At 57.9% G+C, this 19946-nt stretch carries 23 protein-coding genes, 1 tRNA gene and 3 pseudogenes; 11 read left to right on the forward strand and 16 right to left on the reverse strand.

Going from position 1 to position 19946, the window contains the following annotated elements:
* From AC52Q4_RS12460 to AC52Q4_RS12475, 4 genes and pseudogenes are all read right to left on the reverse strand, one after another.
* A partial coding sequence (locus tag AC52Q4_RS12460; protein ID WP_495537122.1) for a hypothetical protein occupies positions 1–218 on the reverse strand: 218 nt, incomplete at its 3' end.
* A 511-nt stretch (positions 219–729) separates the two neighbouring features.
* Positions 730–1689, reverse strand: coding sequence for a UDP-glucuronic acid decarboxylase family protein (locus AC52Q4_RS12465; RefSeq protein WP_495537123.1), 960 nt, complete (start codon positions 1687–1689; stop codon positions 730–732).
* 55 nt (positions 1690–1744) lie between these two features.
* Positions 1745–1885 (reverse strand): annotated as a pseudogene (locus AC52Q4_RS12470) (Arm DNA-binding domain-containing protein); the annotation flags it as partial.
* A gap of 139 nt (positions 1886–2024) precedes the next feature.
* Positions 2025–2229 (reverse strand): annotated as a pseudogene (locus AC52Q4_RS12475) (IS3 family transposase); the annotation flags it as partial.
* Between the two features lie 190 nt (positions 2230–2419).
* Between AC52Q4_RS12475 and AC52Q4_RS12480 the strand changes: the two are divergent.
* The 5 genes and pseudogenes from AC52Q4_RS12480 (at position 2420) to AC52Q4_RS12500 (ending at position 5311) form a co-directional block, all read left to right on the forward strand.
* A complete protein-coding gene (locus tag AC52Q4_RS12480; RefSeq protein WP_495537124.1) occupies positions 2420–2791 on the forward strand; it encodes a helix-turn-helix domain-containing protein in 372 nt (123 codons plus the stop codon).
* 295 nt (positions 2792–3086) lie between these two features.
* Positions 3087–3324: pseudogene (locus tag AC52Q4_RS12485) on the forward strand (ATP-binding protein); the annotation flags it as partial.
* 453 nt (positions 3325–3777) lie between these two features.
* Complete coding sequence (locus AC52Q4_RS12490) at positions 3778–4617, forward strand: LuxR C-terminal-related transcriptional regulator (protein ID WP_495537125.1); 840 nt, start codon at positions 3778–3780, stop codon at positions 4615–4617.
* Positions 4618–4670: 53 nt separating this feature from the next.
* The gene (locus AC52Q4_RS12495) at positions 4671–4976 is read left to right on the forward strand and encodes a hypothetical protein (RefSeq protein WP_495537126.1); all 306 of its coding nucleotides are present in this window, start codon (positions 4671–4673) and stop codon (positions 4974–4976) included.
* An 80-nt stretch (positions 4977–5056) separates the two neighbouring features.
* Complete coding sequence (locus AC52Q4_RS12500) at positions 5057–5311, forward strand: helix-turn-helix domain-containing protein (RefSeq protein ID WP_495537127.1); 255 nt, start codon at positions 5057–5059, stop codon at positions 5309–5311.
* 598 nt (positions 5312–5909) lie between these two features.
* Here the strand turns inward: AC52Q4_RS12500 and pgl are convergent.
* From pgl to AC52Q4_RS12520, 4 genes are all read right to left on the reverse strand, one after another.
* The gene (gene pgl, locus AC52Q4_RS12505) at positions 5910–6653 is read right to left on the reverse strand and encodes a 6-phosphogluconolactonase (protein WP_495537128.1); all 744 of its coding nucleotides are present in this window, start codon (positions 6651–6653) and stop codon (positions 5910–5912) included.
* Positions 6650–7651: a glucokinase gene (gene glk, locus AC52Q4_RS12510; RefSeq protein ID WP_495537129.1), complete on the reverse strand. Its 1002-nt coding sequence runs from the start codon at positions 7649–7651 to the stop codon at positions 6650–6652. Before glk ends, pgl begins: the two co-directional genes overlap by 4 nt.
* A 114-nt stretch (positions 7652–7765) precedes the next feature.
* On the reverse strand, positions 7766–8779 hold the full coding sequence (gene gnd / locus AC52Q4_RS12515) for a phosphogluconate dehydrogenase (NAD(+)-dependent, decarboxylating) (protein WP_495537130.1): 1014 nt from the start codon (positions 8777–8779) through the stop codon (positions 7766–7768).
* A gap of 368 nt (positions 8780–9147) precedes the next feature.
* The gene (locus AC52Q4_RS12520; protein ID WP_495537131.1) at positions 9148–9501 is read right to left on the reverse strand and encodes a hypothetical protein; all 354 of its coding nucleotides are present in this window, start codon (positions 9499–9501) and stop codon (positions 9148–9150) included.
* Between the two features lie 406 nt (positions 9502–9907).
* Here AC52Q4_RS12520 and AC52Q4_RS12525 point away from each other — a divergent pair, with 406 nt between their 5' ends.
* Positions 9908–10489, forward strand: coding sequence for a hypothetical protein (locus tag AC52Q4_RS12525; protein ID WP_495537132.1), 582 nt, complete (start codon positions 9908–9910; stop codon positions 10487–10489).
* A 227-nt stretch (positions 10490–10716) separates the two neighbouring features.
* On the opposite strand, the gene AC52Q4_RS12530 is transcribed toward AC52Q4_RS12525, so the two are convergent.
* Together AC52Q4_RS12530 and AC52Q4_RS12535 are read right to left on the reverse strand one after the other, a co-directional pair.
* A complete protein-coding gene (locus tag AC52Q4_RS12530; protein ID WP_495537133.1) occupies positions 10717–11256 on the reverse strand; it encodes a YbhB/YbcL family Raf kinase inhibitor-like protein in 540 nt (179 codons plus the stop codon).
* A 129-nt stretch (positions 11257–11385) separates the two neighbouring features.
* Positions 11386–11847 (reverse strand): hypothetical protein, encoded by a 462-nt coding sequence (locus AC52Q4_RS12535; protein WP_495537134.1) that lies wholly within the window; start codon positions 11845–11847, stop codon positions 11386–11388.
* A 66-nt stretch (positions 11848–11913) separates the two neighbouring features.
* Here AC52Q4_RS12535 and AC52Q4_RS12540 point away from each other — a divergent pair, with 66 nt between their 5' ends.
* The 4 genes from AC52Q4_RS12540 (at position 11914) to AC52Q4_RS12555 (ending at position 13813) form a co-directional block, all read left to right on the forward strand.
* Positions 11914–12327 carry a secondary thiamine-phosphate synthase enzyme YjbQ gene (locus tag AC52Q4_RS12540; RefSeq protein WP_495537135.1) on the forward strand — a complete coding sequence of 138 codons (414 nt, stop codon included), beginning with the start codon at positions 11914–11916 and terminating at the stop codon, positions 12325–12327.
* Between the two features lie 78 nt (positions 12328–12405).
* Complete coding sequence (locus AC52Q4_RS12545; protein ID WP_495537136.1) at positions 12406–12747, forward strand: DUF1820 family protein; 342 nt, start codon at positions 12406–12408, stop codon at positions 12745–12747.
* Between the two features lie 319 nt (positions 12748–13066).
* Positions 13067–13154: transfer RNA gene (locus AC52Q4_RS12550), tRNA-Ser, on the forward strand.
* A 479-nt stretch (positions 13155–13633) separates the two neighbouring features.
* A complete protein-coding gene (locus tag AC52Q4_RS12555; RefSeq protein WP_495537137.1) occupies positions 13634–13813 on the forward strand; it encodes a zinc ribbon domain-containing protein in 180 nt (59 codons plus the stop codon).
* 180 nt (positions 13814–13993) lie between these two features.
* On the opposite strand, the gene AC52Q4_RS12560 is transcribed toward AC52Q4_RS12555, so the two are convergent.
* On the reverse strand, positions 13994–14152 hold the full coding sequence (locus AC52Q4_RS12560; RefSeq protein ID WP_495537138.1) for a hypothetical protein: 159 nt from the start codon (positions 14150–14152) through the stop codon (positions 13994–13996).
* A gap of 1048 nt (positions 14153–15200) precedes the next feature.
* Here AC52Q4_RS12560 and AC52Q4_RS12565 point away from each other — a divergent pair.
* Positions 15201–16016, forward strand: coding sequence for a LuxR family transcriptional regulator (locus AC52Q4_RS12565; RefSeq protein WP_495537139.1), 816 nt, complete (start codon positions 15201–15203; stop codon positions 16014–16016).
* On the opposite strand, the gene AC52Q4_RS12570 is transcribed toward AC52Q4_RS12565, so the two are convergent.
* The 5 genes from AC52Q4_RS12570 to AC52Q4_RS12590 all read right to left on the reverse strand — a co-directional run bounded on the left by AC52Q4_RS12570 (position 15978) and on the right by AC52Q4_RS12590 (position 19593).
* A complete protein-coding gene (locus tag AC52Q4_RS12570; RefSeq protein ID WP_495537140.1) occupies positions 15978–17069 on the reverse strand; it encodes a transporter in 1092 nt (363 codons plus the stop codon). The two genes, AC52Q4_RS12565 and AC52Q4_RS12570, sit on opposite strands and share 39 nt — an antisense overlap.
* Positions 17070–17259: 190 nt before the next feature.
* The gene (locus AC52Q4_RS12575) at positions 17260–17952 is read right to left on the reverse strand and encodes a C39 family peptidase (protein WP_495537141.1); all 693 of its coding nucleotides are present in this window, start codon (positions 17950–17952) and stop codon (positions 17260–17262) included.
* A 44-nt stretch (positions 17953–17996) separates the two neighbouring features.
* Positions 17997–18350, reverse strand: a complete 354-nt coding sequence (locus tag AC52Q4_RS12580) for an ATP-grasp domain-containing protein (protein WP_495537144.1) — start codon at positions 18348–18350, stop codon at positions 17997–17999.
* Between the two features lie 62 nt (positions 18351–18412).
* Positions 18413–18928 carry an ATP-grasp domain-containing protein gene (locus AC52Q4_RS12585; RefSeq protein WP_495537142.1) on the reverse strand — a complete coding sequence of 172 codons (516 nt, stop codon included), beginning with the start codon at positions 18926–18928 and terminating at the stop codon, positions 18413–18415.
* Between the two features lie 305 nt (positions 18929–19233).
* The gene (locus AC52Q4_RS12590) at positions 19234–19593 is read right to left on the reverse strand and encodes a hypothetical protein (RefSeq protein WP_495537143.1); all 360 of its coding nucleotides are present in this window, start codon (positions 19591–19593) and stop codon (positions 19234–19236) included.
* Positions 19594–19946 lie beyond the last annotated feature (353 nt).

Raw genomic sequence — 19946 nt, forward strand, 5'->3', positions numbered from 1 at the left:
CCGGGACTCCGCATCCTATCATATTGCTGAGAATACAGAGACCTGAACCATATTTTCTTTGCCTTTGTTACCGCTCCCCATATAAGGCCCTCTTTAAGTCCACCGATGCGCTCGGTTTGCAGTCCCGCGTCTTGAAGCGCCTTCAATATATGAAAACCTAATCCTGACCAGGCGTGTACGTTTGATGCGTCGTAGGTTGTGATGTATGCCGCCTTCATATCCCTTAATTGTTTCTTTAGGTAAACAACTTATCGGCTTGCGAAAAAATAATACAATGTCGCTTTAATCCGGCTCGAAGCTTTAATCCCAACCCGAGCGCTTGCGTGTAAGTTTGATGTCCGGGCTGCCGCCGATCATCGAGCGTACAGAACTCATGCACCAACTCAGAGCGCGAGCCGCTCATGTCGTGTACCGCCTCTCGGCGAACTCGAGCATCGCGAACTCGCTGCAAACAAACCACGGCGCCGCGGTTCTATACAACCTCCGGAATGGAACAGTGCGTCTGGGTGCCGTCGCCGTATAAGGTAATGGGCTTTTTCTGCAACGCTTGAACGGTGAGAAGTGCGACGCCCCCCACCCGTCATTCGGGTGCATACGTACGTCGTAGATGTTGCAGAGGTGTACGCGAGCCACTGCCATCACCGGTCTCGGATGTGACTTTACCACCGGCTTTGGTCGAGCCTTTGCAGGCGTGGCTGCCTATGTAGTCGACGCGGCGGACAAGGATATTCATGTGCCGCTACCCAACAGTCGCTTGAAATATGCAATGGTCGGCGTCAACCCCTCACGCAGTGATACCTTGGGCTCCCAATCCAATCGCTCGCGCGCCAGCGAGATATCCGGCTGCCGCTTCCGCGGATCATCGTCCGGCAACGGCTCATGCACCAGTTCGGAGCGTGAGCCGGTCAGGTCGCGCACCGCCTCGGCCAGCTCGATCATCGTGAACTCGCCGGGATTACCTAGGTTGACTGGCCCGGGCAGCTCCTCTGGGCTGTTCATCAGCCGTACGAAGCCCTCGATCAGGTCATCCACATAGCAGAAGGAGCGCGTCTGGGTGCCGTCGCCATATAAGGTGATGGGCTTGTTCTGCAACGCTTGAACAATGAAGTTCGATACCACCCGTCCGTCATTGGGATGCATGCGCGGTCCATAGGTGTTGAAGATCCGTGCGACCTTGATGTGCAGCCCGTGTTGGCGGCGGTAGTCGAAGAACAATGTCTCGGCGCAGCGCTTGCCCTCGTCGTAGCAGGAGCGCGGACCGATGGGGTTGGCATTGCCCCAGTAGTGCTCGGGCTGCGGTTGCAGCGTCGGGTCGCCGTAGACTTCGCTGGTCGAGGCTTGAAAGATTTTCGCCTTCACCCGCTTGGCCAGCCCGAGCATGTTGATGGCGCCGTGCACGCTGGTCTTGGTGGTCTGCACCGGATCGAACTGGTAGTGGACGGGCGAGGCCGGGCAGGCCAGGTTGTAGATCTCATCGACCTCCACATAGAGCGGGAAGGTCACGTCATGGCGCATCAGCTCGAAGTAGGGGTTGTCGAGCAGATGGGCGATGTTGTCCTTGGTGCTCGTGACGAAGTTGTCGACGCAGAGCACATCGTGGCCGTCGGCGGACAGGCGTTCGCAGAGATGGCTGCCAAGAAAGCCGGCGCCGCCGGTGACCAAAATGCGCTTGCGAAGGAAGTTGGGCATCGCGGGCCTCTTTCGGTGAGACGTCTGGGTAGATGCTGAAGCAGAGTCGCTTCTCTTTGGCGCGATAGCGATACTTAAGCCGCCACCGCTTACCCCCGCTTGGAGGCCCTTCGAGATAGAGCCCACCACCATCGAAGAGCTCGCACGTCTTCGCAAAAGGCTTGGCGTTACGGCTTTCGGTAGCTGCCAAGGCCATGAGAAGCGACTCCCTCTGGCGCAGGATCGCTTGTTTCTAAGCCTGCTCCCAGTTGCGCTTGGATGTCAACGAATCTGCTCGGAGGTCTTCAGGCCCTCTTCCTCTTATGTAGTGAAGCCGATAGGTAGGCACGCTTGCTGTCCAGAGCCTTGCGTCGGCGTTGACTGGTGCCGTCGCGAACCCCTTCGTCACGCTCAGCCTTGCGTAGCGTTTCGGCGATTCAGCCCTCTTCGCCGTGATCGAGCTCATACGGCCCACTGCGACTCGTACTCGCCCTGGTGCTCGGGGACCATCCACACCGCCCGTTGCCGGAGTTGCGGGGAATATCTCGTAGACCTCCTCATGACCCCATCCGTGGTGCTCGTTGTGGTGATTGGCTGTTTTGGTTTCGTTGTTGGATTGGAATGGAACGTATTCCTCTAAAACGTGTCTTATAAGGCCTGATGTGCCTTGCCGGTGCCCGCGGACACCGGCAATTGGCCCTTTGCTCCGGTCAAACTGTTGACCCACCTCTGCTTCGTGGAGGGCCGTCGGATGCTGACAGGGGAAGCGATTATGGAAATTCGAATTTTAGCCCGCCGGGGCATGGGTATTCGGGCAATCTCCCGGGAGTTCAGCCTCTCGCGCAGTACCGTGCGCCGCTACCTGCGTGGTGAAGCTCTCGGCACCGCGTGCCCGTGGCCCCGGGCGGCCGCACAAGCTGGCTCCTTTCGAGGCGTGGATTCGCCGTTGGGTCGGAGCCGCCGCACCGATCCACTTGCCAGCGATGGTGCCTACCGGGAGGGCATGGCGGCGGCTGCGAGCGCACGGCGCGCCGCTTCGTGGCTCGATCCAGTCGCCAGCGCCGGAGTCGGTGATGCGCTTTGGGACCGCCCCGGGGCAGCAGGTGCAGATGGACCGGGGTAACTACCGCCTCGGCAGCCGGCGCGTGTATGCCTTTGTGGGCGTGCTCGGCTACAGTCGCCACCTCTATTATCTCGGGTACGTCGACTCCCCGCGTGCGCAGGTGCTGCCGGCCTGCCATCAGAGTATATTTGCCGAACTCGGCGGCGTCCCCCTGGGAGGTGCTCTACGACTACATGAAGACGGTGCTTACCCAGGGCGACGCCTATGGCCACGAACGCCACCGTTTTCACGGGCCCTGGATGCTGTCGCCGCCGAGTGGGGTTTCCGCCCACCGCTGGGTCAGCCCGCGCGGCCGCTCGTCGTCAAGCGTTATGAGCTTGGTTCGGTGATTCTCACCTTCAATCTTGCCTTCGGAGACTGGGTGACAGTGTTCGACGGCAATACCGCGCTGACAGCGCCATGGTCGACCGGCTGCGCCACCATGCTCATGTCCCCTCCAGATCCGGGGCGAGAGTTGTCGGCTCAGACAGGCTCGCCAGAGCAAGCTCATCGCTGGGAGAAAGGCGAGTATCACAACGCAGCAACATCCATAGCTGCGTCGAGAATATTGTCCGCAGGGCGGTCAGTTCTTTTTTTCCGGTGACAGCGGGTTACGCTTATGTAGATATATATCACAAAGTCAGAGAACGGGTGCCTGCGCGAGAATGGCGTGGCCGATTCGAGCGTAGGTTCGCGGAACAGGCGGTTGCTGGGGTGCTACTGCAAGGGCGCCTAAACACAGAAAGCGGAGCCTACATCGGTGGGCCCATAAGGCTTAAAGGAGAGATAGGCGAGCAAATAAACGTGATTCCCGATCCGCACCTACCGAGTACAAAAAGTGGAAAATGCGCTAAAGGCGCTGTAATCGCTTTTTCAGCGAAAGGCGGCAATTTTGACGATAATTCGGAAAGATACATATTGATAGATAGATTTGCATAGGCAAGAAAAATAGAAATACCCGGCCTTCGCCAGTTTGAGAAATATTGATCAACCAGGGAGGAACGGGAATGGAGTACTATTCGCCAAAGGAGGAGAGCAAAAAAAACTGCATTCAGGCGTTTTTAGGCACCAACGCAGTACCTCTGCATAATACGACTAGGAGTGGGGGTGAAGCCCGGGTTGCACTGATCGATCGAAGATTGTTGGCCAGGGTTTCCATTACCCGTCTACTCGAGGCGAGCACAAGTGCCAAGCGCCGCTCAGAGGATTTCGTTGTTCTGCCTTTCTCGAGTGTAGATGAACTCTTGTCCGGTCGCCGTCGCCGCGGAGTGAGCTTGATCCTTCTTAGTATCGGTGCGGCGTGTGTCGGTGATGAAGCAGTATGCGAGGATATCGTACGGCTGACGCGGGAGCTGCACGAACTGCCCTTGATTATTCTGTCCGAGCGCGAAGAATCCCATTGTGTAGTAAATGCGCTCCGCCGTGGTGCGCATAGCTATATTTCGGCCCGGCTTGATCCAGAACTCATAGTTCAGGCGTTGCGTCTCATACAGCTCGGTGGAATCTTTGTTCCGCCTACGGCTCTAGTGGAGTCTTTCGAAGAAACGAGGACTACCTCTGAAGAAAACAAGAGCATCATCAGTGTCCCCTTATTGCAAGGCTTTACACCGCGGCAACTAGAGGTACTCCAACTCCTGCGGGAAGGCAAGCCGAATAAACTTATAGCCTATGGACTTAATATGCAGGAGAGCACCGTAAAGGTTCACGTCCGGCAAATCATGAAGAAGCTGAAGGCGATCAACCGGACGCATGCGGCGTTTCTGGCCGCTCAGATTGATGAAAAGGGCCTAAAAAGGGAAACTTGGGACATCGCGAAACGGATAACCAGCGTCATCCCCGCTGAGTAATCGGGGGCTTGGTCAGTGGGGCCCGTCGTGGTCGAAAAATCGAGGAACTTGCCGTGGCCGATTATCGAGGAAACGCCAAAGCTCAAATGCGCGATGGCTTGATCGGAGCCCTTGATGGCTCGGCCGTTGAATTTTGCTTCATCTCGAAAAGTTTGATCGACGTAGCAGTCCCCGGGCTTGCTGTCAGGAGCGCTTCGGCGGAGAAAGCTGGTCACCTGGTTCCAGGCCATTTTTTTAAGGCTCGTTGTATAGGACACGCTGCCAATGAAGATAAGTGGATCCTGGCGCTTGGCAGCGTCAATGTCTTCGCTCCGAAATCAACCGGATACGATGGCGTAGTTTTGTGTGAGTGCTTATGACGCTCCTGTCCTTTCCTCAATAGCAGTCAGCGGCAGGTGCGCACCGTCGATCATCTCGCGTAGCTTCGCTCTTGCGGCTTTTGCCCAGCTTTGCCACTTCGGCGGTTGGACGGCGTGACCATGAACGTAGACGTCCTGCGGCGTCACCGGATCGCCGAGCGATTCGCGAGAAGATCGGGCTCTCGCAACAGAGCTTCGCGCTGCTGATTAGTGTAAGCAAGCGTACGCTGGAAAACTGGGAGCAGGGCCGGCCTCACCCGACCGGCCCTGCGCGGGCGCTGCTAAAGATCCTGGACAAGGATACCGGACACGCCCTGCAAGCGTTACACGAATAGACGACTCCGAGACGCCCGTCACGGGGTATGCAGGGTCTTCGCCCGTTGATCGCCGCTCAACCCCGGCAACAGCCCCGCGCCGTATCGGCCCCTAATGCCCCTGACCTCGATAACTGGTGGTGCTCTAAGGTCGGTGCCGCACCGACTGCCGCCCGTGCGGCAAAACCCATATCAGCCCCGGGCCATCAAGGCGGTCACCTTCGTGGCCCGGGGCGCCCCCCAACCCCCCCCGCACGGGGCTTTAAGGTGGACATGTAATGACGCCCGCGGTTATGCCCAATTCGCCGGCGGCACAAGCCGCTGCTCGAGGGCAGCGCCGCCGCCGGCCGAACAGCCATTCCCGTCATCGCCTCACGGCTTGGGGTTTGGGTACCGGATTTTCTGTCTAATAGCATTAAGCGGTACACTGCAAAATCAATGTGTTACGGACGCAGCTTGAACGTCACGATTAGACGCTGACAGGTATACAAGTCCATGAATTTATAGAGAAAACACGAATCCGAAGCTCTATCTAAGGATCAGGAGGTTGGGGGTTCGAATTCTCCCGGGCGCGCCAGCTTTTCGAGCTGCATCCGCACGCCGACAGATACCTCCGCCGCTATTTCTCAAGCAATTTCGCCGCCGCCGCGTCAACGATCCATTGAAGCTTCCCGCTGTGGGGTCGGATCAGTTGGGCGGGCAATTGTACGGGCTCGCAGGGCCCCTCCAGCACGGATTTCAACGCGGTCGCCTTTTCGGCGCGAGTCACCAGAAAGATCACGCAGGCGGCGTTGTTCAAGACCGGCGGAGTCAGGGTGATACGCTGCGCTCCGAGCTTGCCGATCCAGCTGGCGACGACCAGCTCACGCTGCTCGTTCAGCGCCTGCGTGCCGGGAAAGAGCGATGCGGTGTGCCCGTCCGTGCCGAGGCCCAGCAGAATCAGGTCAAAGCGCGGCAGCGCCCGCTCCCCCAGATCAAAGAACTCGACCAGCGTTCGTGCATAGCCCGCCGCCGCCTGTGGTGCAGGCAACTCGCCTTTCATGCGATGGACATTCGCAGGCGGCACCGGCACGCGGGACAATAACGCAGCTTGCGCCAGGCGGAAGTTGCTGTCCGGATGGTCCGGCGGTACCGCACGTTCGTCCCCCCAGAAAAAATGGCTGCGCTCCCAGGGAATTCGTTGCCGCAGGGACGTCTCTTCGGCAAGCTGCGCGTAGAGCATCTCCGGTGTGCGCCCACCGCAGAGCGCCACCGTAAACCGGCCGCTTTCCCGCACGGCCGATGCGGCGCGCTCGGCGAACTCCGCGGCTGCGAGGTGCGCTACTGCTCGGGCGTTGTCCACGATGCGAAGGTCAAAGTTCACGGCTTCAGCAATCCGGCGCGCAGCCCCGCCCAGCGTGCCGCCCCGAGCAGCGCGGTCTGATCATTCATGATCACCCTGACGGGCATCTCCTGTAGCAAGTGCTTCATGCGGCCCTTGCCAGTGAACGCACTCATAAAAAGCGGGTCTTTCAGCTTTTCTATGATGTGGGGCGCGATGCCGCCACCGAGGTAGATACCGGCGCTCGCCATGAGCTTGAGCGCGAGGTTTCCGGCTGCCGCGCCGTAGACGGTGACGAAAAGGTCGAGTGCCTGCACGCAGAGCGAATCGCCACCGGATAATGCCTGCCGGGAGATGACAGCCGCCGGGTCATCCTTGCGCATGGCCTCGGCGATTTGCTTCGATTCTTTGCCTCGTCCGGTATCGCGGAAAAACCGATAGATGTTGCGCAGCCCCGGCCCCGAGAGCACGCGCTCGTAGCTCACGCGAGGATATCGTGCCAGCAGGTAGCGCAGCAGTTCGATTTCGAGCTCATCGCGCGGGGCAAAATCCACATGCCCGCCCTCACTGGCGAAGACACGATGGCGCTCGCCGTCCCAGAAGAGTCCGGCCTCGCCGAGCCCGGTACCGGCGGCGATAACGGCCGCGTTGCCGCTGGCCTGCGGGCTGCCCTCATTGAGCACGGTCAGGTCGGCTGGGGTCAGCGCCATTGCGCCCCAGGCATTGGCGGCGAGGTCGTTGATCAGGTCGATGTTCTCGGCTTTAAGCTCGAGCTCCTGCGCCAGGTTCGCGCAATCGATGACCCAGGGAAGATTGGTCGCTTTCGCCCGCCCTCCGCGCACCGGGCCGGCGACGCCGAAGGCGGCGTGTTCGATGCTCCCGCGCCGGTAATCCCGCTCGAATCGCCGCACCACCTGGGCGAGACTGTCAAAATCGCGGCTGCGGTAGATCTTATCCACCGCTGGAACCAGTCGTCCGTCCTGTTCCTCGAAAAACGCTAGCCGCGTCCAGGTGCCACCGATATCGCCCGCCAGTATCATGCGTGAAATTATCTCTCGTCGCTGTGTACCGAATGGGCGCGTTTGTGTGTGCCGCGCCCGCCGGCTTATCCTTTCGGAGCGCTCTCCATTAGCCGCTGCCGCCCTTGGCGTTGGCTATTCGCCGGGTTGAGCGTGTCCCCCGAATTGATGGCGCATGGCGGAGAGCACCTTTGCCGCGAAGTCGTCATTGCCCCGCGAGGCGAAGCGCTGAAAAAGCGCGGCGCAGAGCACCGGTGTAGAGACGCCCTCCTCGATGGCCGCTAGCGCAGTCCAGCGCCCCTCGCCCGAATCCGCCACATGCTTCGAGTAAGCGGCGAGGTCGGGCTGATCGAGGAGTGCGCTCGCCGTGAGATCGAGCAGCCACGAACTGATCACGCTGCCGCGCCGCCATACCTCCGCGATATCGGCGACATCGAAATCGTAGTGGTAGCGCTCCGGGTGCGCGAGCGGCGTTGTTTCGGCATTCACCGCCTGGTCCTTCCTACCGGCGTTGGCATGGCGCAAAACGTTCAATCCCTCGGCGTAGGCCGCCATCAGGCCGTACTCGATGCCATTGTGCACCATCTTGACAAAATGCCCCGCCCCCGGCGGGCCGCAATAGAGATAGCCTTCCTCAACCGTGGCGGCGTGTTTCTCGCGGCCTGGCGTGCGCGGCGCCGCGTCGCGTCCGGGAGCCAGCGTTTTGAATATCGGGTCGAGCGAACGCGCCGCTTGCTCTGGTCCCCCGATCATCAGACAGTAGCCGCGTTCCAAACCCCGGACGCCGCCGCTGGTGCCGACGTCGACATAGTGGATTCCTCTGGAGCCAAGGGCCTCGGCGCGGCTCAAGTCGTCTACGTAGTAGGAATTGCCACCGTCTATGACCGTGTCATCGGCATTTAGATGAGCGACGAGCTCATCCAGGATGCCACCGACCGCCCCTGCGGGCACCATCAACCACACCGCGCGCGGCCGGTCGAGCTGCGTGACGAGGGCGTCGAGCGATCCGGCGGCTATCGCACCCTGGTTTTCCAATGCGCGCACGGCGGCGCCATTGGAATCGAAAACCACGACCTGGTGACCGCCGCGCATGAGCCGGTGTGCCATGTTTGAGCCCATCCGGCCCAAGCCGATCAGTCCCAGTTGCATATCTGCCCTCCACTTCGCTTCGAGCCGGCGGACCTCACCGGCACAGAGACAGGAAGAATCGACTCGACGACACATCCATGCGGTAGCGGAAAGAAATACCACGGGACGTCGTACAAGGAGCCGCTCTCAGCATTGTGCACCGACTCAGCAAGGGCGTTGGTATCCGTTTTGCCATCGGCCGACACGCCGTTGATACGCTTTCGATCGTGATAACATGTTAGACGTTGGATGGTCGCACCCGACTGCCTGGGAACCGTCGATGAGCGAATCTGGGTATCGGTCGTGATTTTGCCCGCACGCGGCCCGCCTCGCGGCACAGCCCGCAAAGTTCGACTCGGAGGCCGAGGCTACGCCGGCGGGGCGCTGCGTCAGTGCAGAGTGGGCCGGTCCTCGGGTTCGGCCGACATTCCCATGAGGCCCAGATCGGCACGCGCCATTTTGTTGATCACGGTCCAAATTGCATCATAGATCGCATAGGGGCTCGTGAGCAGCGTCTGAGCGTCGATGAGATCCGCCGCGTCCCACTGCTGGATACGATTGCCGTAATCGCAGGCGATCGCCAGTCGTGCCCGCTCATAAGCGCTAACCCAATGATCTCTGCCCGCGGCGGCAACGGCGTGTTCGAGCTTGGTGGTGATTTGCGGCAGATGGGACTGAGCGAGGTCCAAGTGCCTCGAGAGGATTTCCTGAGCCCAACGGATTTGCGTTTCGGTACCCCGCATGACCTCTTGCCTCCCTTGGATCCCTCCATTTCTATCCTTATCTATACGCTACGATTGCCCGTTGCGAAAGACGCAATCCCATATCGGCTACGCCAGGATACACACGCCGGCGAGGGTTGGGGGGCGGTCGGTCATGGCCGGGCGGGCCCCGCGTTTTTGCGGGCGCCGACAGACGCTTCAGCGTGGCCAGCGAGGGCAAGGGGCAGCCTCGCGGGCATCGAGACGAGGCGAGCACTCGCCTTTGAAGGGCGCCCGTTGGTTTCGAATTAGGCTTGCTTGGCTTCGACGAGCATGCTATCTGACACTTTGGGGCTGATTGTTGTCTTAATAGTGAAAGCGGCGTATCTGAAGATACGGCCACAGCGGTCTGCAAAGGCAACAACCGCAAGCGGCGGGGTAGTCGAGTATGGGAGAGCGTAACAGGCATCGACTCGGTCCGGAAAGCGATGGGGCGCTCTCGGGCACGGTCTGGCGAGAGACGGGAGCGGAGTACATGAACATCGCACCCCCTCCATGTGCGTGGCGCAAGGTTTGGCGGCAAGAGCTGCATTGCTCGGCGATTCATGAGGCCGGGCATTTGGTGATCGCGCGTGAATGTGGCTACTGGGCTCGCGCGCGTCTGTACTATCCCGCGAACGGGGGGCGACATTCACTGTATTGGTCTGGGCAAACCATGCTTCAGCCTAATGTTCTGCCCAGCGATGCCGTGGCGATCGGGTTAGCCGGTTTCATATCCGAGATGGTCCATATCGGCGGTGTTACTGTTGCGGACTGTCCAGGAGCCTACGCGCAAGCGGCTTATGACGATTTCACCACGCTGTCGGTCTCTGACCGCGCGTACATCGCCTCCGCAGGCGGCATCGATCCGTTTGATCTGCAGCCCAGGGTCATAGCCGAAGTCGCCAGGGAAGTGGCGATATTACGTGCTGAGATCCGGCGTGAGGCGGCTATATTGATCAAGGCCGCTCAAGCGCTGCGTTCGAGATAACACCAGCGCCTGGGTGGTTCGGCGTCGCTTCGCGGGGCGCGGCATTCGAGCCGGGAAATCATGCCTTTGCAAGCGGTGGCGTTGCGGCTATCCTCTAGTTCCGCCCAAACGCACCAAAATACTCCTCGATTTATCCGCGTTGTTGCCGGCTCCCTTCCCGGGGCGTGTCGCACCCAGTCATCATGGACATGAATACGGCTTTTGCCACGGCGCCACGGTTGCGCCGCTCATCGCCGGCCGCGCTTTTCATATGTTCCGATCAGCTCGGCCTCGTCAATCACATGTCCGCGCATGGCTTGGCGAAGCGCTGCCGCACGAGGCTCGCGCGGCAGATTGAGGTCGCGGTCCAGGGCATAGAGGCGAAAGACGTAGCGGTGACGGCCGGCTGGCGGACAGGGCCCGCCGTAACCGGTGCGCTGCCAGCTGTTCAACCCATGCCTGACAGCCCTCGAGAGGCCGTTCGGCTCGTTGTCGGCGGATAGTCCGGAGAGTTTGGGCGGAATTTCGTAGACCAGCCAGTGATACCAGGTCCCGCGTGGCGCATCAGGATCCGAGACGATGAGCGCCAAGCTGCGTGTGCCTTTTGGGACGCCGCTCCAGCGAAGGGGTGGCGGGAGGTCTTTGCCTTCGCACGTATAACGCATGGGAATGGCGCCGCCGTGGGCAAACGCCTCGGAGCTGAGCTGCAGGCTGCCCGCCCTCGGCTGGCCGCTCATCGCGAACGCCAGCAGGGCGACGGCCGCGGTGAGGCAGGGTATCGCGCGCATGGCCGGTATCCTCCGCCGCTTCGCTCACTGAGTCAGCGAGCCAGTGCATCAGGAGCCGCATTGACTGTCAGCATACGGCACACGCTGCCGGTGCGGCGCTCTCCACGGCCACTGGCCGATTGCCGGCGATTAGCCGGCCAGGCGGCGCAGGTAAGCGATGAGGCGCTCGGCCCGCTCGTCGCCGCTGAGCGTGCTCGCCTTGGCGCGCGCGAGCAGCTTGGCCGGCCAGGAGGTCTCCGCCTCCAGCAGCTTCTCGAACGTACCCCACCAGACGATTCGGAAAAAGGGATGGACGCAGGCGTTGTAGGCTGCTTTTGCCCTGTCGTTGCAGCCGATCACATCGACCGGCGTCAGGACATCCGTCAGCCGCGGCTTAACCGCGATCAGATCGCCCATTTTCATGCCCCAGCGTTGGGGCTCCATGCGCAGAAGGTACTGCGTGAGCTCGGCTACTGAGCGAAACCATTGAATGACCTCGGATCCGTCTGAGCCGGCGGTGGCGCAACCGTGCGTGAAACGCCGCGGATCGCGCTTGATCGTGACGGTGGCCACGTCTTGGAATTTCTTGCCTTCCCAAGCGTACATCGCCATGGTGTTACCCGTTGAAATTCGCTCACAATACGCATAAGGATAAATGAGATTACAGGCCAACGGCCCATGTATCAGCAGATAAAGGAGTTTGACACGCCGGGGCGTGTCATCCAGGAGATGACGTCGGAGGTCGCCGGCGTGGTCCGGGCATCCGGCATTCAAAGCGGTTTGTGCCATCTTTTCATTCACCACACCAGCGCATCGCTGATCATTTGCGAGAACGCCGATCCGGCGGTACGTGAGGACCTGGAGCGTTTTGCGCAACGACTGGTGCCCGACGGTGACCCCATGTTCACTCACCAACAGGAGGGTGCCGATGACATGGCCGCGCATGTGCGCACCGTGTTTACCCAAAGCTCGTTGAGTGTGCCGGTCACCAACGGTCGCCTGGCACTGGGTACGTGGCAGGGCATCTTTCTCTGGGAGCACCGCTACCGCGGGCAGACAAGGCGCGTCACCGTCACCGTGATCGGTGAATGAGGGATGTCACCATTGGGGTCAGGCTGTGGTGTGCTATCCTTCCGCAGCTTCATGGCAGAGCGACAGTAGAAACGACGAATGGCTGCTCGACATATATACCGGGTCATCTTCCACAACCAAGGCAAGGTCTACGAGATCTATGCGCGAAAGGTTGCCGATGGCGGGATGCTCGGCTTCGTGGAAATCGAAGAGCTCACTTTCGGGGAACGCACCCAAGTGGTGGTCGATCCAGCGGAGGAACGTCTCAAAGGCGAATTCGACGGCGTCAAGCGGACGTTTCTACCCTTGCACGCCATCGTCCGTATCGACGAGGTGGAGAAGCAGGGAGTTGCCAAGATCACCGACGCGGAGGGCAACGTCGCCCAATTTCCGATGCCCATGTATCGCCCGGATCGTGGCGGTGGGGGGGATCGAAGCTAGCCGCGTCAAGCCGTTGCGCCGCCCGGCCGTCTGAGATATTTTGCATGCTGCGTGTTCGGGCGTGCGCGGGTCCGTGCCGGTGTCTTCGCAAAAGCGGTGGGGCTGTACCGGTAGCGGCGGTGAATGGGACGAGACAGAATATCCGGAGAGGTGTCCGAGCGGTCGACCAAATCGTCGGGAACGATTTGGAACGCCGCAGCGCAGCGTAGGCGGCCCCGCAGGGGCGAAGGGCAGGAAGCCCGGAGTAACGAGCACGCCTGGCGTGCTCCGTCGGTCGCGCGCCCGGGTGTTTCTGGAAGTGAACAAGGTTAAGTTACCCGGAGAGGTGTCCGAGCGGTCGAAGGAGCACGCCTGGAAAGTGTGTGTACCTCACGGTACCGAGGGTTCGAATCCCTCCCTCTCCGCCAACTAGCGAAAACGCGGGCTTCTAAGGCCCCCGTTTCCGTCAGTGTGTGCGGCTGGTCGTAGAGGCCACGCAAAGGCCGGCCATGGTTCGATGAAAACGGCAGGGAAGTCTTTTTTACGTCCGCGCTCGCGAAGTCGGCCGAAGAGTTAGTGCCAATGGATGGTGCGAGTCTGACCCCTGCCCCCCCCCGCCGGCTAATCTTTCCCGGCGTTCCTGCGAGCGACTAGAGTCGAGAGGATTAAGCGTGACGGCAGGAACGGTGTCGCTATTGGCGGATTCGCCTGAGCATCGTCTGACGCTTGCGAAGACGCAAAGTGCTCGGGATTGGATTGACGGATACGACGTGACGCCGGATGCAAAGCTTAAAATCAGTCGGCCGCTCATTTCCGGCCAGCTCAAATAGTAGGTGGCATTCGTCGAAAGCGGCGCGCCGAGCATCCCCTTGCGGCGATTCTTCTCCCGACGCGTTTATGGAAGGCGATGATGCAGGACATGGTCGAAGTGCAATGCCCGTGGTGCCTTGAGTTCGTGGAATTCCTTATCGATCCGGAAACCGAAGGAAACTACGTCGAGGACTGTGCGGTTTGCTGCCGTCCCTGGCAGGTAATCGTTACCCGCGATGCGGATGGGGCCGGCCACGTCACGATTGAGCGTGAATGAATCGCCGCGGCTGCGCATCCGCTCGTTACCGAACGCAGCGTATCGATTTCAAAACGTCCCCACACGGTAGCCGCGCGACGCGAGGGTAGGCATGCATTTCCAGATGTCACCCGCTCAGCGGGAGGCGTGCCGCGCCGGCCCTGAGCGGTAAACCACGACCGGCACGCCACGGCGGCAGTATTAGCCTAGAACGAGCTTGCCGCTGACGATGATGTAGATAAAGAACACAATCGAAGGAAGTAAAACCAGCAACGCCCCGCCGACTATCGCGAGCGGATTTCCGACGGGGTTTTCATTGCCGATGATCGTTCGTAGGTTGTGATGATGCGAGTCGGCCATTGCTTCTCCTCCCTTGCTAGATACGTAGAAACGATTTAGACGGTCTCCGGTACTCGTTCTTCGGGCATCTCAGCGCCAAGCTCGCCCCGGCGTTTATAAAGCCTCGTTCCCCGATGAGCAAGTCCTTGTCGTGAATGCGCCGCGCTGGCGGCATTGTGACGGACTGCCCTGCAGCGCAGTTATAGCTCAGTTTCCATCCGCTCGGCTCGTGCCGCGCCGTCGACTTGTCGAGTGCTGGACGCTCCCATCTTTGCCAAGGCTAGAAGTGAAGGTCAGGTCAAGAGGCCCGGCCGCTGCGCTGCGGCCGACGGTGCCTCCGAGGACCAAGTGCGGTCTCTTGTGTTTATAGGTCCTAAGGTGCCATGCCGCAAACTCATGCGCTTCTGTAGTCGCGGCGAACAGCTCTCGAACGCTCACGTCTTCACCTTAGTGTGTAACATTTGCTGTCCAGGTTTGCTAGTGGGCGTATGCAACACCGTTTCCCACGTTCCCGGTGAACGCAAACCGCCGCTGATCAGTTCATTGTTTATTTTTTGATTGGGCGGTTGTTGGCTCAAAATCTGCCCCCTATACTAAGGGCTATTCGAGATATTTGAAGCCGTATTTAATTATATTTGTGCACCGCATCACACATGTGTCGCCGAGAGTTTTCATCTGCCTGGTTGGGCAGGAATTTCTGCATTTGCGAAAGCTTGTCCGGCAGGCGATGTGGGTTTCGTGGCATTTTGAAAAAAGCGCACGCTGGGTATGCGTTTGATGACTGGCAGCAATGGAGGTGAATTTGTCTAGTTGCAGAGACGAAGGCGCAGGAGCGCCGATCATATAAGCCAAAAGGAGTATCCCTATTTTTGCGTATACCTCTGAGGGTTGAGATGTGGGTTGAACATTAAATTTTGTCTTATCTTTCTAATATGAACTTCAATGCCTTATTGGTGTCCTATTTGCGAGTCATGACTATCGGGTGACGTGTGACGCTCTTATGAGTTCTCTTGCGCTGTAACAGAATTATCAGACTTGTGAGAAGAAATAGGCAAAAGGAGGGCGCGCAATGGAATACACTTCACAAGGTGATGGTTTCGATGATGGCGGTCGGCGGCTTTTATGTGAGGGGGTTACAGTAAGGCGTGACGCGTTCAACGATGGCAATAAGATCCAGGTTGCGCTTATCGATTCACAGTCGCTGACGCGGATGTCCATTGCCCACCTTCTTGAGGCGAGCACATATAACAAACGTCGCTGGGAGGATTTTATTGTCCTGCCTTTTGCAAGCGCTGATGAGCTATTAACCTGCGTTCAGAACCTCAGTGTGAGGGTGGTTCTCCTCTCCGTCGGTTCGGCCTGTCTCACCGAGGGTTCGGTGTGTAACGATATCAATCGGCTGAAAGAGGGCTTGGCCGATGTGCCTGTTGTTGTTCTATCGGAGCGTGAAGATCCTCCCTGTATTCTCCAAGCCATTCGTTTAGGCGTGCATAGCTATATTTCAACCCGTCTCGAACCCGATGTGGTTATTCAGGTGCTTCGTCTCGTCCAGGTCGGCGGCAAATTCATCCCCTGTAATATCCTTTTAGAGCCTTTTGAAGAGACACAAGAAATTAAAGAGCAGGGAAATATTGTCAGTCCAATCCTTTTGCAAGGCTTTACCCCAAGGCAATTGGAAGTACTTCAGCTTCTGCGAGAAGGGAAGTCAAACAAAATCATAGCCTATGAGCTTCAGATGCAAGAAAGCACCGTAAAGGTTCATGTCCGACAAATCATGAAAAAGCTTAAAGCGATTAATCGTACACATGCAGCATTCTTGATTTCCCAGATTTGTGAGGAAAAGGTATTAGAAAAATACATTGGGGACGCCGAAGCGTATGACTAAGGTAACGCCAATTGAGTAGTCAGGTGCTTGATCGGTGAGACCAGTGGTGGCTGAGAAATCAAGAAACTTTCCGTGGCCGATTATCGAAGATGCACCAAAGCCCAAGCTCGCAATGACTTGGTCGGTACCGTCGATTGCCCTGCCGTCGACCTCTATTTTGTCTACGAAGGATTGATTGATTATCAGGCGTAGCGAAGTCTCCGGGCTCGCGGCCAAGAGCGCTCCCACCGAAAAACCAAGTTCGTCTCCTGGCTTGATCCGGTTATTTTCAAAGCTGGTCGTATACGAGACGCTGCCAATGAAAACGAGGGGGTCCTGGCGCTGGGTGGCTGTCAGGGAGCCTGACAGTTCATTGAAGCCGCTGCCGAGCGGATTGCTGGTATCGGTCTTGCCGGTGTCGGTATCCCAAGTCAGCCTGCCGATCAGGTTGGGCCAGTAAAGACCCTCATGCAGCAGTGCTTTGGCCAGGCCGAGGCGAAAATCACCGAAACCTGAGCTGTCGCTGCTCACCTCGTTACGCCCGATCAAGTTGATATCGGTGACCTCCTTGCTGTCGATGTAACGATAAGGCATGCCGAATTCCACTTGACTTTCCAAAGGCAGCCCAAATCGGATGAAGAGATCGCCAGTAAAGGCGTTGCGCCGAAGGTCTCTCTCTACGAGCAATGGGGTCCCCTCTTGAATCGCCAAGCTCAGATCATCGATCTCGCTTCGACTGTAGCTGAAACTAGGCTGTATTTCCGCGAGGCCGAAAGGAAGCAGCAACGCGCCTTGTACGACCAGCGTCCGCTCCAGCGCGCGCTCGGCGGCTTCCTCGTCGACTTCGAACTGGCCCGGTGCCGGGGCTTGATTTTGAGCCCCTGGGGACGGTTGCTTGGACGAGTGCTGCTCGGCGGCGGCCGTCAGCGTTGGTAATAAGTCAGTTTTCGGATTCTGGTGTGGGCTCGTCGAGCCAAACTCTGCACCGGCGAGAGCAGGTATGCCCATGGCAAAAACGCCGACTATTACTGCGCTTCGCCTCAGATCGAGCGTGCGCCGGTTTAGAACGGACATAAGTGCCCTCAGTTCTTCAGGTTTTCGTGGCGCCCGTAACGCAGCTTGTGCTTGGTTCCGATACGCAATCGCTGATGTTTCAAAAGGTGTGCTTAATGTTCACGTGAAAGTTGGCAATTATTATGCATTTCGTTTTTCTGACTTCGTTGCGGCGACCGTTTTGCCGCAGTTGCCGAATTTCGGCGACATGTCAGAACATGATAAAATCCTGCGGGCGTGGCGCGAGCCCATTAGGAGTCGTATCATCACCCTTGCGGACAACGATAAAGCCCACCTTGCCGATTTCTGGATAGTTGATCCAGGCATGCTCGAATCGTTCTACCCGCATGGTCCGATTACCCCATGCCGGATCCGCCAGGAGAACCTGTTTTCTGCGCATACCGCGAAATACCACGAAGTGATTATAGCCATAAAGGTTTAGCGGAACCATGATTGGCGCCCGTTCTATCAGATCCTGCAAGGTGAGCTTGCCGTAGCCGATCCCTTCGTAGCCCCGCTGATCCACATAGCGCTTGAGGTCGAGCAGCGAAAAGCCTTGACGTATTCGGACGAGCAGGGGATGGGCGATATATTCCTTACGTTTCATCAATGCCTTGGCGATTTCCCGTTCCGGAACCGGGTCGGCATGTTGGAAGCGCAATATGGTGGCAAGCGCGGCGGCGCCGCAGCTCAAATCCCACTGTTGCACTACGACATGATCCCGGCGCATCTCCAGCAGCGATGTAACCGGTGTTTGCCCTGCGGCTTGCGTCGCACCAAGCAGTCCGAATATAAAAACGGTTCGGAGCGTCCAATCCGGGACGACGAAAAATCCCCGGTAGGGCGGGAATTCGCCGGTTTGCCTTGAATAACGCGTGTGACGAATGCGGCGCAGCTGATACATGGCAATTCTTCCGTTGCAGGACTTCGCCGACAATATATCCTAGTTTAGCTGAGCACATGACCGGAAGAGAGTGCTATAAGATGCTTGGCAACGGGGTTGGCAATCTCGAGTCCGGTAATTCGCTCGAACCTCACGAATCCGGGTGTAGGATTGATATCGACGATGAAGTAACGACCATCGGCTGTCCGTTTGAAATCTATGCTGGCGAAACTCAATGATAGGAGTCGAACTACTTGGATGACGCCTACTGTTTCCTCGGGCGTCAGCGCCGTAGGCTGGAAATGCCGATTCCCACTATGGACATCGACATAGTTGGTCGTCGTTGACGCGGCTGCGATAACCTGATCCTTCAATACGTAAGCTCGAACATCGTGCCCATAGATTCTGGCTTGAAGCATGACCGGCGCGATCTTCAATAGGGTATAAAAATGCTCTGAAATGCCGACTGCGGAAAGTCCGATTACAATAGCCCCCCCGCTAGCGGCTTGCAGACAATCTGCTTATAGCTATTCGCAAACGCTTGTACGGCATCTGAATCATTGGTAGCCATCACCGGAGGGACCGGCACACCAGCTTGTCGTAACCGCTCGACGGTAGAAAGCTTATAATAATGGCATAACAGTGTATCAAATGGATTCAGCGTCGGTTTGCCTAGATCCGCCATCGATCGGAGCAGGCTGCCGAGCATTGAATCCTTTTCCCGCAAAGCGATCATCTCTATCGTGCCCGGGTCCTCCGATGGTTGGAGTTGATCCATTGAATGGATGCAGTGAAAGCTTCTAAGAAAAAAAACTTTTACGTCATTCAAGTTATTTTCTTGATAGCGCCAGCGCCCTTCAGAAAAAGTCAAGTGGGATTGCTGCGGAAATGCGTCGGTGTCAATAACGAGCGGAGGGTAACCGAGCTGAGCCAAGCAGAGCGTAAGCTTATCGACCTCGGGCTCCCTTGGGCGGCCCACTATTGCAATTTCAAGCATGCGTGGTGGCTCCCTGTCCGAGAGTGAGCTCACTCAATACCTTTGTCAGACGCTTCAAAACCCGGGTGAAACACACTTTGTTGTTTTATCGGCAATGTTTTGCAATTGTCCGCTGTGCAGCCGCCCGTTATCACACTCACAAATAGCAATATTGAAAATTCGGCCCTAACGACGTCTGCGTTCGGTTTTGTTAGCTTTCTCATCATGACCTTCGGTCGCGTATGTTAGCTATGTTCGGAGAAGACGCCCCATGCGTTTGCATGGGGCGTTCAAGCATTTTATTGACTTCGGCGGTGCACGGTCGGTTAGTTGGCCGCTGACACGCTGCCACTGTAGGATTGGGTGAAGTACCCATCCGTGAACGTGTCGGTCAGGGTCTCGGTCAGGCAGTCATGGGCCGCGCAGGTACCGACAGCCTCGGCATCAGCCAAGTTGCCCTGCACGTAAGTGAATGCGGCTACGTCCTTGTACACGTTCTTGTACACGTTCTCCTGGATATCGATCCTCTTCTTGAACGTGTAAGTCGGCGGGTCGTAGTTTCCCCAACCGGCTGTTACGCCATCCATTTGCGGCCCATTGAGGGAGATTGCCTCACCGGCGTTAGCCGTAAAAACAAACCCAAACAACGCCAGTCCTGCAGCCATCGACGCAATTTTCATGTTCATCCCGATTACCTCGTCTGCGTTTGATTGAACCGGCGATATCGTCGATTTTCCTGATTGCTTAAGGCTTCCTTTGATCCGCCGGTAAAGAGATTATGATCGGGTTCTTTCGGAGCGCTATAGTAAAATGGTAGTTTTCGCCTTTCGAGTTCATCGCCGTTAGCTAAAGGGAATTGGGTGTTATAATTTCATGTGCTTCTTGCATACCCTCCATTTTGCAATCTATTGCAACGAATGGATGATAGGTAGTTTGTGATAACAAGTCATCGTGTGTTGGCGCCTGACGTCCTGACCCTCCTTGTGTGCAATGTAGGATTAGAGCAATGTCATACTTTCGTCATGATCAGTTGAAGGAA

This window comes from Nitrococcus sp., from assembly GCF_059432795.1.